Source organism: Nonomuraea composti, from assembly GCF_012034275.1.
Taxonomy (GTDB): domain Bacteria; phylum Actinomycetota; class Actinomycetes; order Streptosporangiales; family Streptosporangiaceae; genus Nonomuraea; species Nonomuraea composti.
In genome coordinates this window covers 1-14220 of sequence record NZ_JAATEP010000018.1, presented here as the reverse complement: position 1 = coordinate 14220, position 14220 = coordinate 1, and the positions used below count along the sequence as shown (strand labels likewise).

Here is a 14220-nt window from a genome sequence, read left to right as displayed (position 1 = left end):
ACGATCCGAGCGGCACGGCGGCTCCGGCTTGCATGTTCATCCTCTAGAGTGCATCATCTTCACAAGCAAGGTCATGAGTGTTGATGCATAATCATGCAGGAGGGTCGCATTGAGGGCAGCGGTCGCGGGAGCCAGCGGCTACGCGGGAGGGGAGCTGCTCCGCCTCCTCCTGGGCCACCCCGAGTTCGAGATCGGCGCGCTCACCGCCGCCTCCAGCGCCGGCAGCCGCCTCGGCGCCCACCAGCCCCACCTGCCGCAGCTCGCCGACCGCGTCATCGAGGACACCACCGCTGACGCGCTCGCCGGCCACGACGTCGTCTTCCTGGCCCTGCCGCACGGCCACTCCGGCGCCGTCGCCGCCCAGCTCGCGGAGCTCGGCGAGGAGACGGTCGTGGTCGACTGCGGCGCCGACCACCGGCTCGCCGACCCGGCCGCCTGGCAGGAGTTCTACGGCGGCGAGCACGCCGGCACCTGGCCCTACGGCCTGCCCGAGCTGCCCGGCCAGCGCGACGTCCTCAAGGGCGCCAAGCGCATCGCCGTCCCCGGCTGCTACCCCACCTCCGTGCTGCTCGCCCTGACCCCGGCCTTCGCCGCCGGCCTGGCCGGGCCCGACGTGGTCGTGGTCGCCGCCAGCGGCACCAGCGGCGCCGGCAAGTCGCTCAAGCCCCACCTGCTCGGCAGCGAGGTCATCGGCTCGGTCAGCGCGTACGGCGTCGGCGGCGTCCACCGGCACACCCCCGAGATGGAGCAGGGCCTGTCGGCCGTCGCGGGCACGCCCGTCCGCGTCTCGTTCACCCCGACGCTGGCCCCCATGAGCCGCGGCATCCTGGCCACCTGCACCGCCCCCGCCGCGCCCGGCGTCACCCGCGAGTCGCTGCGGGCGGCGTACGAGAGCGCGCTGCGCGACGAGCCGTTCGTCCGGCTCCTGCCCGAGGGCGTCTGGCCCGCCACCTCCATGACCTACGGCGCCAACACCGCGGCGCTGCAGGTGACGCTCGACACCCGCGCCGATCGCGTGGTCGCCGTCATCGCCATCGACAACCTCACCAAGGGCACCGCCGGGGGCGCCCTGCAGAGCGTGAACCTCGCCCTCGGCCTGCCGGAAGAGCTCGGCCTCCCCACGACAGGAGTTGCTCCATGAGTGTCACTGCCCCCCTGGGGTTCAGGGCCGCGGGCGTCGCCGCCGGAATCAAGTCCGGCGGCGCCCGCGACCTGGCCCTCGTCGTCAACGACGGGCCCAGCCGCGCCGCCGCGGGCGTCTTCACCGCCAACCGCGTGAAGGCCGCGCCCGTGCTGTGGTCGCAGCAGGTCCTCGCGGGCGGGCGGCTGCGAGCGGTGGTCCTCAACTCCGGCGGCGCCAACGCCTGCACGGGCCCCGAAGGTTTCCAGGACACCCACGCGACCGCCGAGAAGGTCGCCGAGGCGCTGGAGGACTCCGCGGGTGAGGTCGCGGTCTGCTCCACCGGCCTCATCGGCGAGCGGCTGCCGATGGAGGAGCTGCTGGCGGGCGTCGAGACCGCCGCGGGCCAGCTCTCCCGCGACGGCGGCCTGGCCGCCGCCGACGCCATCCGCACCACCGACACCGTCTCCAAGATCTCCTTCAAGCGCGGCACCGGCTACATGGTCGGCGGCATGGCCAAGGGCGCGGGCATGCTCGCCCCGGCCCTGGCCACCATGCTGTGCGTGATCACCACCGACGCCGACCTGACCAGCGAGGAGCTCGACGCCGCGCTGCGGAAGGCGACCTCGGTGACGTTCGACCGGCTCGACACCGACGGCTGCATGTCCACCAACGACACCGTGCTGCTGCTGGCCAGCGGCGCCGCCGGCGTCAAGCCCGACCTCGCCGAGTTCGGCCAGCGGGTCATCGACGTCTGCGCCGACCTGGCCAGGCAGCTCCTCGTGGACGCCGAGGGCGCCTCCAAGGCCATCGCCATCGAGGTGGTGGGCGCCGCCTCCGAGGACGACGCGGTCAAGGTCGGCCGCTCCGTGGCCCGGTCCAACCTGCTCAAGTGCGCCATCCACGGCGAAGACCCCAACTGGGGCCGCGTCCTGGCCGCCGTCGGCACCACCGACGCGGAGTTCGAGCCCGACCGGCTCAACGTGGCCATCAACGGCATCTGGATCTGCCGCGGCGGCGCCGTCGGCGACGACCGCTCCAAGGTGGACATGCGCCCCCGCGACGTGACGATCACCATCGACCTGTCGGCGGGCCCGCACACCGCCACCGTGCACACCACCGACCTGACGGCCGACTACGTGCACGAGAACTCGGCGTACTCCTCATGAGGCTGACCACCGCGCAGACCAAGGCCGAGGCGCTGATCGAGGCGCTGCCCTGGCTGACCCGCTTCCACGGCGCCACCGTCGTCATCAAGTACGGCGGCAACGCCATGACCGAGGAGGCCCTCAAGGAGGGCTTCGCCGAAGACGTCGTCTTCCTGCACCAGGCGGGCCTGCGCCCGGTCGTCGTGCACGGCGGCGGCCCCCAGATCAGCGCGGCCCTGAACAAGGCGGGCATCGCCTCCACGTTCACCGCCGGCCTGCGGGTCACCACGCCCGAGGCCATGCAGGTCGTCCGGATGGTGCTCACCGGCCAGGTCAACCGCGACATCGTCGGCCTGGTCAACCGGCACGGCCCGTTCGCCGTCGGGATGTCCGGCGAGGACGCCCACCTGTTCACCGCCGTGCGCAAGCACGCCATCGTGGACGGCGAGCCGGTCGACATCGGCCAGGTCGGCGAGATCATCAAGGTCGACCCCGGCGCCGTGAACGCCCTGCTCGACAACGGCCGCATCCCGGTCATCTCCAGCGTCGCCAGGGGCGACGACAACGAGATCTACAACGTCAACGCCGACACCGCCGCCGCCGCGCTGGCCGTGGCGCTCCAGGCGCAGAAGCTGATCGTGCTGACCGACGTCGAGGGCCTGTACGCCGGCTGGCCCGACGACACCGACGTCATCGACCTGCTCACCGCCGACGAGCTCGAAGTGATGCTGCCCACACTGTCCAGCGGCATGGCGCCGAAGATGGAGGCGTGCCTGACGGCCGTGCGGGGCGGGGTGCCGCGGGCCCATGTCCTCGACGGCCGCGTGCCCCACTCCCTGCTGCTGGAGATCTTCACCAATGAAGGAATCGGAACGATGGTGATGCCCTCATGAGCCTGTTCGAAAGGTTCGAGAACGCTTTCATGCCCAACTACGGCGTCCCCCCGGTCGCCCTGGCACGAGGCGAGGGCTCCCGCGTGTGGGACGTCGACGGCAAGGAGTACCTCGACTTCATCGCCGGCATCGCGACCAGCTCCCTCGGCCACGCCCACCCGGCCCTGGTCGCGGCCGTCTCCCAGCAGGTCGCCACGATCGCGCACACCAGCAACCTGTTCCTGCACGAGCCCGAGGTGCTGCTCGCCGAGCGGCTGCTCGCCCTGCTCGACACCCCCGCCCGCGTCTTCCTCGCCAACTCCGGCACCGAGGCCAACGAGGCCGCCTACAAGCTGGCCCTCAAGTACGGCAGGCGCGAGGGCCGCTCCTACTTCGTGGCCGCCGAGAACGGCTTCCACGGCCGTACCATCGGCGCCCTGTCCCTGACGGGCAAGAAGGCCATCCGCGACCAGTTCGGCCCGTTCCCCGTGCCCGTCCGGTTCGTCCCGTACGGTGACGCCGACGCGCTCAAGGAGGCCGTGACCGGCGACTGCATCGCGGTCTTCCTGGAGCCCACCCAGGGCGAGGCCGGCGTCGTCCCGCCGCCCGACGGCTACTTCGAGGCGGCCCGCGAGATCTGCGACTCCACCGGCGCGCTGCTGGTCGCCGACGAGATCCAGTCGGCGATCGGCCGCTCCGGCCACTGGTTCGCCCACCAGGCCGACGGCGTCACCCCCGACATCCTCACCCTGGCCAAGGGGCTGGGCGGCGGCCTGCCGATCGGCGCCTGCGTCGGCTTCGGCGACGTGGGCAAGCTGTTCGAGAAGGGCGACCACGGCTCCACGTTCGGCGGCAACCCGGTCTCGTGCGCCGCCGCGCTGGCCGTGCTCGACCACGTCGACCTCGACCACGTCCGGGCCATGGCCGCGCGGCTGCGCGGCGGCCTGGAGTCCGTCCGCGACCCGCTGCTCAAGGGCGTGCGCGGGCGCGGCCTGTGGCTGGCCGCCGTGCTCGCCGAGCCCCGCTCGGCCCAGGTCCAGCAGGCCGCCGCGAACGCCGGCTTCCTGGTCAACGCTCTGCAACCGGACGCCGTGCGCATCGCCCCCCCGCTCGTCGTGACGGCCGACGAAGTGGACGCGTTCGTGTCCGCCTTCCCCGCGATCCTGTCGGAGGCAGCCCAATGACCGTCAGACACTTCCTGAGGGACGACGACCTCACGCCCGCCGAGCAGGCGGAGGTCCTCGACCTCGCCGCCGCCATGAAGAAGGACCGGTTCGGCTACCGGCCCTTCGAGGGCCCGCGGAGCGTCGCCGTCCTGTTCGACAAGCCGTCGGCCAGGACCCGCGTCTCCTTCCACACCGGCATCGGCGAGCTCGGCGGCCTGCCGCTGATCGTCGACAACGTCTCGGTTCTCATGGGCCGCGGCGAGCCGATCGCCGACATCGCCCGCGTGCTCGACCGGCAGGTGGCCGCCATCGTCTGGCGCACCACCGGCCAGGAGCTGATCGAGGAGATGGCCGCGCACTCCCGCGTGCCGGTCGTCAACGCGCTCACCGACGAGTTCCACCCCTGCCAGATCCTGGCCGACCTGCAGACCGTTCAGGAGCGGCTGGGCCGCACCGCCGGGCTCACCCTCACCTACGTCGGCGACGGCGCCAACAACATGGCGCACTCCTACCTGCTCGGCGGCGCCACCGCCGGCATGCACGTCCGCGTCGCCGCCCCGGCCGGCTACCAGCCCGACGCGGTCATCCTCGACCAGGCCGCCGCCATCGCCGCCAAGACCGGCGGCTCGGTGGTCGCGCTGTCCGACCCGGCCGCCGCCGCCGAGGGCGCTCACGTGATCGCCACCGACACGTGGGTTTCGATGGGCCAGGACGGTAAGGAGGAGCGGATGGCCGCCCTCATGCCGTACCAGGTGAACGCGGAGCTGCTCGCGCACGCCGCCCCCGACGCGATCGTCCTGCACTGCCTGCCCGCCTACCGCGACCACGAGATCACCCCCGAGGTGCTCGACGGGCCGCAGAGCGTCGTGTGGGACCAGGCGGAGAACCGCTTGCACGCCCAAAAGGCCCTTTTGCACTGGCTAGTCTCTCGCCCATGACGATCCCGATGACCAAGGCCGCGCGGCAGGCGAAGATCACCGACCTGCTGCAGCGGAAGGCCGTGCGCTCCCAGCCCGAGCTGGCCAAGCTGCTCGCCGAGAGCGGCGTGGAAGTGACGCAGGCCACGCTCTCGCGTGACCTCGACGAGCTCGGCGCGCTCAAGCTGCGCGCCGACGACGGCTCCCTCGTCTACGCGCTGCCCGGCGAGGGCGGCGGCCGCATCCCGCTGACCCGCCTGGGCACCGGCGAGAGCCCCGCCGCCCGCCTGCACCGCATCGCGGAGGAGCTGCTCGTCGGCGCGGAAGCCTCGGCCAACCTGGTCATCGTACGCACACCGCCGGGCGCGGCGCAGTTCCTCGCCTCGGCCATCGACCACGCCGACTGGGAGTCGATCCTCGGCACGGTCGCGGGCGACGACACCATCCTCGTGATCAGCCGCGACCCGGCCGGCGGCCAGGCCCTCGCCGAGGCGCTGCTGAAGGCCGCCGACCGGCGGAGCTAGACGACTTGGAGATCACACCATGCCCGACAGAGTAGTGCTCGCCTATTCGGGCGGCCTCGACACCTCGGTCGCCATCCCGTACCTCGCCGAGAAGATGAACGCCGAGGTCGTCGCCGTCGCCGTGGACCTCGGCCAGGGCGGCGAGGAGATGGAGGCCGTGCAGAAGCGCGCCCTCGACTGCGGCGCCGTCGAGTCCGTCGTGGTGGACGCCAAGGAGGAGTTCGCGGCCGACTTCTGCGTGCCCGCCCTCCAGGCCAACGCGCTCTACATGGACCGCTACCCGCTGGTCTCCTCCCTGTCGCGGCCGCTGATCGTCAAGCACCTCGTCTCGGCCGCCCGGCGATTCGGCGGCACGATCGTCTCCCACGGCTGCACCGGCAAGGGCAACGACCAGGTCCGCTTCGAGGCCGGCCTCGCCGCCCTGGCCCCCGACCTCCAGGTCATCGCCCCCGCCCGCGACTTCGCGTGGACCCGCGACAAGGCCATCGAGTACGCCGAGGCCAAGGGCCTGCCCATCGAGACCTCGAAGAAGAACCCGTTCTCCATCGACCAGAACCTCTGGGGCCGCGCCGTCGAGACCGGCTTCCTCGAGGACATCTGGAACGGCCCCACCGAAGAGGTGTACTCCTACACCGCCGACCCGAAGCAGCCGCGCGAGCCCGACGAGGTCGTCATCACCTTCGAGCGGGGCGTCCCCGTCAAGCTCGACGGGCGGGCGCTCACGCCGTACCAGATCATCGGCGAGCTCAACCGGCGCGCCGGCGCGCAGGGCGTCGGCCGCGTCGACATGGTCGAGGACCGCCTGGTCGGCATCAAGTCGCGCGAGGTGTACGAGGCGCCCGGCGCCATCACCCTCATCGCCGCCCACATGGAGCTGGAGAACGTCACCGTCGAGCGCGACCTCGCCCGCTTCAAGCGCGGCGTCGACCAGCGCTGGAGCGAGCTCGTCTACGACGGCCTGTGGTTCTCGCCGCTCAAGAGCGCGCTCGACGCGCTCATCGCCGACGCGCAGAAGCACGTCAACGGCGACATCAGGATGACGCTCCACGGAGGCAGCGCCACCGTGACCGGCCGCCGCTCCGAGGACTCCCTGTACGACTTCTCGCTCGCCACGTACGACACGGGCGACACCTTCGACCAGTCCCTGGCGAAGGGCTTCGTCCAGCTGTTCTCCCTGCCCGCTAAGATCGCGGCGGCCCGGGACGCGAGGAAGGGCTGAGTTGCACTATGGTCTCGGGGGACGCGAAGGAGATGACGGTGAGTGATGGCAAGCCGATGCGGCTGTGGGGCGGACGCTTCGAGAGCGGCCCGTCCGACGCGCTGGCCCGGCTGTCGGTGAGTGTGCACTTCGACTGGCGGCTGGTGCCGTACGACCTGGCGGCGTCCAGGGCGCACGCCCGCGTGCTGCACAGGGCGGGGCTGCTGACCGCCGACGAGCTCGAGCGCATGATCGGCGCGCTCGACGACCTGGAGCAGGCGTGCAAGGCCGGCGAGTTCCGGCCCACGGTCGCCGACGAGGACGTGCACACCGCGCTGGAGCGCGGCCTGCTGGAGCGGCTCGGCTCGCTCGGCGGCAAGCTCCGCGCCGGCCGCTCGCGCAACGACCAGATCGCCACCGACCTGCGCCTGTACCTGCGCGATCACGCCCGCTCGGTCGTCTCCCGGCTGGTCGAGCTGGAGACCGCGCTGATGGCCCAGGCCGAGCAGCACGCCGAGACGGCCGCGCCCGGCATGACCCACCTGCAGCACGCGCAGCCCGTCTCGTTCGGCCACCAGCTCCTGGCCCACGTGCACGCCTTCGCCCGCGACGTCGACCGGCTCACCGACTGGGACAAGCGCGCCGCGATCTCCCCGCTCGGCGCCGGCGCCCTCGCCGGCTCCTCGCTGCCGCTCGACCCGCAGGCCGTCGCCGAGGAGCTCGGCTTCAGCGCCGCCGCCCCCAACTCGATGGACGCCGTCGCCGACCGCGACTTCGCCGCCGAGTTCCTCTTCGACGCGGCCATGATCGGCGTGCACCTGTCGCGGCTGGGCGAGGAGATCGTCCTGTGGGCCTCGCAGGAGTTCCGCTGGATCGAGATGGACGACGCCTACTCCACCGGCTCGTCCATCATGCCGCAGAAGAAGAACCCCGACGTGGCCGAGCTGGCCCGCGGCAAGTCCGGCCGGCTCATCGGCAACCTCATGTCGCTGCTGACCACGCTCAAGGGCCTGCCGCTGACCTACAACCGCGACCTCCAGGAGGACAAGGAGCCGGTGTTCGACGCGGTCGACACGCTGCTGCTCGTCCTGCCCGCGATGGCCGGCCTGGTCGCCACCATGCGGGTCAACACCGCGCGCATGGAGGCTTCCGCCCCCGACGGCTACGCCCTGGCCACCGACCTGGCCGAGCTGCTGGTGCGGCGCGGCGTTCCCTTCCGCGAGGCGCACGAGGCCGTCGGCCACCTCGTCGTGTGGTGCCAGGTCAACGACAAGGACCTCGGCGAGCTCACCGACGACGAGCTGGCCAAGGTCTCCCCGCACCTCACCCCCGACGTGCGCGACGTGCTCAGCGTGCCCGGCGCGCTGGCCGCCCGCAAGGCCCACGGCGGCACCGCGCCCGACCGCGTCCGCGACCAGCTCGTCGCGCTGCGCGAGGCGGTCGACGCCCAGGCGGCATGGGCCGCGGGGAGCTGAGCTTCGACTGGGGCGGCGCCGGGCTGAGCCCGGCGCCGCTGCCGCGGAGCTTCTTCGACCGGCCCTCCCATGAGGTGGCGCCCGACCTGCTCGGGCGCGTGCTCGTGCACGGCTCCGTCGCCGTGCGCCTCACCGAGGTCGAGGCGTACGGCGGGCCCGGCGAGGACCCTGCGGCGCACACGTACCGGGGCAGAACGCCCCGCAACGCGGTCATGTTCGGCCCGCCGGGGCACCTGTACGTGTACTTCACCTACGGCATGCACTTCTGCGCCAACCTCGTCTGCCTGCCCGAAGGCTCCGGCTCGGCCGTGCTGCTGCGCGCGGGCGAGGTGGTGGCAGGGCAGCCGGAGGCGCGCCTGCGCCGCTCGCCCGGTGCGTCCGAAGGCGATGCCGGCTCTGACGGCGGCGTCCGTCCTGCCGGCAGGCGGGTCGCCGACCGGGATCTGGCGCGCGGCCCCGCCCGGCTCGCCGTGGCGCTCGGGCTGGTGCGCGAGCACAACGGCCTCGACACCATCCTGGAGGGCTCACCCGCCGGACGCCCGCACGACTCGCTCACCGTGCTCGAAGGCCGCCCCGCCGACCCCGCGCTGATCAGGTCAGGGCCGCGCACCGGCGTCTCGACCGCCAAGGAGACCCCGTGGCGGTTCTGGATCGACGGCGACCCCACCGTGTCGCCGTACCGCGCTCACGTGCCGCGCCGCCGCAGCGCCGCCGCCACCTCCGTGGGAGAGGCGCCCAGGTCGTGAGGGCTGAAGATGTGCAGGTCGTCGCCGGTGTCGATCTCCAGCATCTCGCTGCGCAGCCCCCAGCGCCTGCGCACGTCCACCTTGACGTCCCAGATCGCCTCCCACGGCACGTGCCGCCGGCCCGCGAACCCGTGCACGACGGTGATGCCGCTCGGGTCGGCCGCCAGCCGTACGGGGACGAGCAGGTCACGCAGCCCCATCCCGCCCACCAGCACGGCCGCGGGGACGGCCAGGATCACACCCCGGAAATCATCCCCGAACCACCAGTAAACGCCGAGCCCGGCACATACCAGAGCCCCTAAGATCTTGAAAACGGCCAGCTCGCGACGGACCCTCCACATGGACACCCAGCGTATCCAAGTGGCGCGCATCCGCACCGATCGGGCAGGCTAAAGGCATCCGCATCCGAACAGGAAAGCCAGATCACCGTGACCGACATCCTTGACGACCTCGCGTGGCGAGGCCTGATCGCCCAGTCCACCGACCTCGACGCCCTGCGCGCGTCCATGGCCAAGGCACCGATCACGGTCTATTGCGGCTTCGACCCGACGGCGGCGTCCCTGCACGTCGGCCACTTCGTGCCGCTGCTGACGCTGCGCCGCTTCCAGCTCGCCGGCCACAACGCGATCGGCCTGGTCGGCGGCGCCACCGGCCTCATCGGCGACCCGAGCGGCCGCAACACCGAGCGCTCGCTCAACTCCACCGAGGTCGTCGCCGAGTGGGTCGAGCGCCTGCGCGGCCAGGTCGGCAGGTTCCTCGACTTCGACGAGTCCCGCCCCAACCCGGCCCGCCTCGTCAGCAACCTCGACTGGACCGGCGAGCTGAGCGCCATCGCGTTCCTGCGCGACATCGGCAAGCACTTCCCGGTCAACCGCATGCTCGCCAGGGAGTCCGTCTCCGCCCGCCTGGCCGGCGAGGGGCTGAGCTACACCGAGTTCAGCTACCAGATCCTGCAGTCCAACGACTTCCTGGAGCTGTACCGCCGCTACAACTGCACCCTGCAGATCGGCGGCAGCGACCAGTGGGGCAACATCACCGCGGGCGCCGACCTGATCCGCCGCGTCGAGGGCGCACACGTCCACGTGATCACCCAGCCGCTGATCACCAAGGCCGACGGCACCAAGTTCGGCAAGACGGCGGGCGGCGCGCTCTGGCTCGACCCCGCCATGACCTCGCCGTACGCCTTCTACCAGTACTTCCTCAACTCCGACGACCGCGACGTGATCCACTACCTCAAGGTGTTCACGTTCCGCGGCCGCGAGGAGATCGAGCAGCTGGAGAAGGCCGTCGCCGAGCGGCCCTTCGCCCGCGAGGCCCAGCGCACGCTCGCCGAGGATCTCACCGAGCTGCTGCACGGCCGGCAGGAGCTGGACGCGGTGCTCGCCGCCTCCAAGGCCCTGTTCGGCCAGGGCGCCCTGGAGGAGCTGCCCGCCGCCACGCTGGAGGCCGCGCTCGCCGAGGTGCCCAAGGCCGCCGTGCCCGCGCTCGGCGCCTCGTTCGTCGACCTGCTGGCCGACAGCGGGCTGGTCGAGTCGAAGTCGGCGGCGCGCCGGGCGGTCAAGGAAGGCGGCGCCTACCTCAACAACCGCAAGATCACCGACGAGTCGTACGTGCCGGCGGCCGAGGACCTCCTGCACGGGCGGTTCATGGTGCTGCGGCGCGGCAAGAAGTCGATCGGTGGCGTCACGGTCGGCTGACCACCTCGCACGCGAGCAGCGGGCCCTCCGTTCCGTACGGGCGGAGGGCCCGCTGCGCTTTTACGGGGCGGCTCCCGCGGGGTTTTGGCATGCATCGGCCGGGAGCTTTCCGCGTGCATCGGCCGGGAGCTTTCCGCGTGCACCGTCCGGGAGCTTCTCGCGTGCACCGTCCGGGGCTCGCGACTTCAGCGGCGGGTGAACAGGGCCACCGTCAGCCCCGGCAGGTTCCCGGAGTGCTTGGCCAGACTGAGCTCGAACCCGGCCTTCTCCACTTCCTTCACCCGCGCGACGGAGCCTCCTTCCAGCCCCGACTGCTTCGTCCCCCGCCACACGACCCAAACCCGCTCGCGCCCCTCCAGCGCCCCCGAGACATCGGACCCCTCGGGATACCCGAACCCGTCCGGATCCGGCGCACTCCCCGCCAGCAGCACGTCCACCGGCATGAGGGAGTCGGCGTAGTACTCGAAGCCCGCCCGCAACTGGCTCTGCCCGTAGACGATCGCGTCCTCCGGCTCGGCCTTGATCACGCGCAACGCCCACGGGATGTTCTCGAACCGGCCGTCCTCCTCCCGTACCTCCGCGTGCTCGGGAAAGGCCAGCGCGAACCCGGCGACCACGACCAGCACCGCCGCTACCACCTGGAACCGGGGCAAACTGGCCACGGCCAGCCCGGCCAGCAGCGCCAGCGCGGGCGCCGTCACGAACAGGTACCGGTCCACGTACGCCGGCGTCAGGAGCAGCGACACCGCGAGCAGCAGCACGGGAGGCAGCACCAGCCACCCGGCCAGCACCGCCGCCCACACCTTGCCCGCCTTTCCTGCCTGCTCCGCCTGGTTCGCACCGTCCGCCTGATTCGCCTGGTCCGCGTGGTTCGCACCGTCCGCCTGGTTCGACGCGCGCCAGAGCACCGCGACCCCGGCCAGCGCCATCACGAACAGCACGATCCCGAGCGTGTTGGCCCCCGCCGCCATCTTGGGGAACTTCAGCCACACCTCAGGCCCCCGCTCCGGGATCCAGCTGATCGCGTGCCGCTCGCCGTACCCGATCAGCCCGAGCACGGCGGCGGGCACACATCCCACGGCCAGCGCGCCCAGCATCCGCACCGCCACCGCCCGCCGCAGCAGCAGGAGCTGCGCGGGCAGCACGAGCACCGCGAACAGGTGCGTGGAGCAGACGAGCGCGACCGCCACCCCGTACAGCACCCATCGCCGGGCGGCGCCCGGCCGTTCGAGCGCGCGGTGCAGCGCCCAGAACGAGAGCACGACCGCGGCCGCCGCGAACGCGTACGACCTGGCGAAAGCCCCGTAGTAGGACACCGAAGGCAGGATCGCGAAGATCCCCGCCCCGATCACCCCGGCCCGCACGCTGTGCAGCCGCCGGCCCAGATCCACCAGGAACCAGGCCGCCACCCCGATCGCCAGCGCGGACGGCAGCCGCAACCACAGCTCCGACGTGCCCGCCTTCGCCCAGAAGTGCATGAACAGGTAGTAGGGCAGGAAGTGTCCGTCGATGTGCCGGGCCAGCTCGATCATCCCGGACAACGAGCGCGAGGCGGCGCTGATCGTCGCGAGCTCGTCGCCGTTCAGCGTGGCGGAGCCCGTACCGGAGAACCCGGCGACCGCGCCGACCAGCGCCATCCACCAAGGGGACGAGGTACGGAAACGTTCGGCCGGGCGGCGAGCCGGGGGAGCGAGTGTGGCGGCAGTGGTCACCGGGGCAGGATACGCGTGATGTGCCCCGGTGCATGGCGAATGTGATCGTTCAGCCGCTCATAGGACCGTCGCGGCAATCGTCCGCCTCCGTCCCCGCGAGACCTCCGACCTCCAACGTCCCCATTAGGGGCGCGCCCGTTCCTACCCCATCCGTGCGCTTCGTCCGCTCATCTCCGCATCACTGCTGCGTCGTCCGCGTCGGCCTCACCACGATCACCACCCGCCGCTCGGCGTCACCCACCGGCGGCTCGTACGCCAGCCCGTACCGCTTGGCCAGCACGTCGAAGAAGGCGCCCGACGGGTCGGGCTCGACCCGCTCGACGACGCCACGGATCTCCAGGTACCGGTACGGCTTGTCGGGGTCGTTGATGGAGACCGCGACGTTCGGGTTCTGCTGGACATTGCGGCACTTGCGGCGATCCGTCGTGGTCGTGAACCGCAAGTACTCGCCGTCCCAGATCGTCCAGACCGGATTCACGTGGGGCGTGCCGTCAGGACCGATCGTCGCCAGGTGGGCGAACAGCGGACGGGTCAGCAGGTCAAGGTGGCTTTCCGGGATCACTCGCAACCCTCTCTCAGGTGTCTCTTGCTTCCGCTTGCCGACGGCACAGTATCAAAACCTTGATGGCCATCAGAGTTGGTACTTCCATATGAGGTTGTACGCTTGCTCCATGGGCATGCCCGCGGACGAACGACTCGGCCTCGACATCAAGCGGGCCGAGCAGGCGCTGATCGCCGCCAAACAGGCAGCCGTACGCCCGGCCGGCCTGACCGTCCCCCAGTACGCGACCCTGCTCGCCCTCGCCGGCAACCCCGGCATCTCGGGCGCCGCCCTGGCCCGGGTCTGCCTGGTCACGCCCCAGGCGATGACCGTGGTGCTCAAGAATCTGGAGGAGCGCGGGCTCATCGAACGGTCCCCGCATCCCTGGCACCGCAGCGTCCTGGAGACCCGGCTCACGGAGACCGGAAGAGCGACGCTGGAGGCGGCGGACGAGCGGGCCGTGGTGATCGAGCGCGCGATCGCGGCCGAGTTCAGCGCGGAGGAGCGGAAGACCCTGCGGGGTTTGCTGGCCCGCTGCAACGACGCCATCGCCCGGGCCGCGTCCGCGCTGTGAAGGTACGCTCCTGGTGGGCGGTATCTCCGGGCGGCCGCGCGAGGCGATTTGACGTCTCGCGGATCGCGACCTAATCTTTCACTTCGCCCCGGGGAGTGAGCCGGACGCCGGTCAGGCGGACGGGCCCTCAGGGCAAGCCCCTTGAAACAACGAGCCATCCCGGCAGAGCCGCTTCGGCGCGCTCCCGCATGGGCGGCTTCTGGGCGTGCGCGCATCACCGGAAAAATCGGTTGATTCGACACGGACCGGATGCCACGGTAAGTTACGAGGGTTGCCTCGGAAACGGGGCACACAATCTTGGAAGATCGACTCGCTTCCCGTCAAGTCGCTGAACTTGACAAGGAACCTGGCGGTCAGATAAGATAGAGAAGAGCGAGATAGCGCCTCCGCGCTAGGGTTCAGGAGACTGAATTCGAGCCGGATGTACGCGTCCGTTTCTTGAGAACTCAACAGTGTGTTAAAAGCCAGTGCATGATTTTCATGCAACACCTCGTCAAGTGATACTTGATGAAATTTGCTACGGATGAATA

At 71.3% G+C, this 14220-nt stretch carries 14 protein-coding genes; 11 read left to right on the top strand and 3 right to left on the bottom strand.

What is annotated here, in order from left to right; translation table 11 throughout:
- Positions 1–109: 109 nt before the first annotated feature.
- Genes argC through HCN51_RS24805 form a run of 9 tightly spaced genes read left to right on the top strand, consistent with a single transcriptional unit; the run spans position 110 to position 9166 of the window.
- Positions 110–1141, top strand: coding sequence for an N-acetyl-gamma-glutamyl-phosphate reductase (gene argC, locus HCN51_RS24845; RefSeq protein ID WP_168012053.1), 1032 nt, complete (start codon positions 110–112; stop codon positions 1139–1141).
- Positions 1138–2289 (top strand): bifunctional glutamate N-acetyltransferase/amino-acid acetyltransferase ArgJ, encoded by a 1152-nt coding sequence (gene argJ / locus HCN51_RS24840; RefSeq protein ID WP_168012051.1) that lies wholly within the window; start codon positions 1138–1140, stop codon positions 2287–2289. Before argC ends, argJ begins: the two co-directional genes overlap by 4 nt.
- Complete coding sequence (argB, locus tag HCN51_RS24835; RefSeq protein WP_168012049.1) at positions 2286–3161, top strand: acetylglutamate kinase; 876 nt, start codon at positions 2286–2288, stop codon at positions 3159–3161. Before argJ ends, argB begins: the two co-directional genes overlap by 4 nt.
- Entirely contained in the window at positions 3158–4324 is a 1167-nt protein-coding gene (locus HCN51_RS24830; RefSeq protein WP_168012047.1) for an acetylornithine transaminase, read from the top strand. Before argB ends, HCN51_RS24830 begins: the two co-directional genes overlap by 4 nt.
- A complete protein-coding gene (gene argF / locus HCN51_RS24825; protein ID WP_168012045.1) occupies positions 4321–5244 on the top strand; it encodes an ornithine carbamoyltransferase in 924 nt (307 codons plus the stop codon). The genes HCN51_RS24830 and argF overlap by 4 nt, the downstream gene beginning before the upstream one ends.
- The gene (locus tag HCN51_RS24820; protein WP_168012043.1) at positions 5241–5747 is read left to right on the top strand and encodes an arginine repressor; all 507 of its coding nucleotides are present in this window, start codon (positions 5241–5243) and stop codon (positions 5745–5747) included. The genes argF and HCN51_RS24820 overlap by 4 nt, the downstream gene beginning before the upstream one ends.
- A 19-nt stretch (positions 5748–5766) precedes the next feature.
- Complete coding sequence (locus HCN51_RS24815; protein WP_168012041.1) at positions 5767–6966, top strand: argininosuccinate synthase; 1200 nt, start codon at positions 5767–5769, stop codon at positions 6964–6966.
- A gap of 32 nt (positions 6967–6998) precedes the next feature.
- Complete coding sequence (argH, locus tag HCN51_RS24810) at positions 6999–8420, top strand: argininosuccinate lyase (protein ID WP_168012038.1); 1422 nt, start codon at positions 6999–7001, stop codon at positions 8418–8420.
- Positions 8402–9166, top strand: coding sequence for a DNA-3-methyladenine glycosylase (locus HCN51_RS24805; RefSeq protein ID WP_168012035.1), 765 nt, complete (start codon positions 8402–8404; stop codon positions 9164–9166). The genes argH and HCN51_RS24805 overlap by 19 nt, the downstream gene beginning before the upstream one ends.
- Here HCN51_RS24805 and HCN51_RS24800 read toward each other — a convergent pair.
- Entirely contained in the window at positions 9106–9405 is a 300-nt protein-coding gene (locus tag HCN51_RS24800) for a PH domain-containing protein (RefSeq protein ID WP_206067740.1), read from the bottom strand. The two genes, HCN51_RS24805 and HCN51_RS24800, sit on opposite strands and share 61 nt — an antisense overlap.
- A gap of 189 nt (positions 9406–9594) precedes the next feature.
- On the opposite strand from HCN51_RS24800, the gene tyrS reads away from it, so the two are divergent.
- The gene (tyrS, locus tag HCN51_RS24795; RefSeq protein ID WP_168012014.1) at positions 9595–10863 is read left to right on the top strand and encodes a tyrosine--tRNA ligase; all 1269 of its coding nucleotides are present in this window, start codon (positions 9595–9597) and stop codon (positions 10861–10863) included.
- A gap of 185 nt (positions 10864–11048) precedes the next feature.
- Here tyrS and HCN51_RS24790 read toward each other — a convergent pair whose 3' ends face one another.
- Both HCN51_RS24790 and HCN51_RS24785 read right to left on the bottom strand, forming a co-directional pair.
- Positions 11049–12575, bottom strand: coding sequence for a glycosyltransferase family 39 protein (locus HCN51_RS24790; RefSeq protein ID WP_346433777.1), 1527 nt, complete (start codon positions 12573–12575; stop codon positions 11049–11051).
- Between the two features lie 178 nt (positions 12576–12753).
- A complete protein-coding gene (locus tag HCN51_RS24785) occupies positions 12754–13137 on the bottom strand; it encodes a PPOX class F420-dependent oxidoreductase (protein ID WP_346433776.1) in 384 nt (127 codons plus the stop codon).
- Positions 13138–13246: 109 nt separating this feature from the next.
- Between HCN51_RS24785 and HCN51_RS24780 the strand changes: the two genes are divergently transcribed.
- On the top strand, positions 13247–13690 hold the full coding sequence (locus HCN51_RS24780; protein ID WP_206067737.1) for a MarR family winged helix-turn-helix transcriptional regulator: 444 nt from the start codon (positions 13247–13249) through the stop codon (positions 13688–13690).
- Positions 13691–14220: the final 530 nt, after the last annotated feature.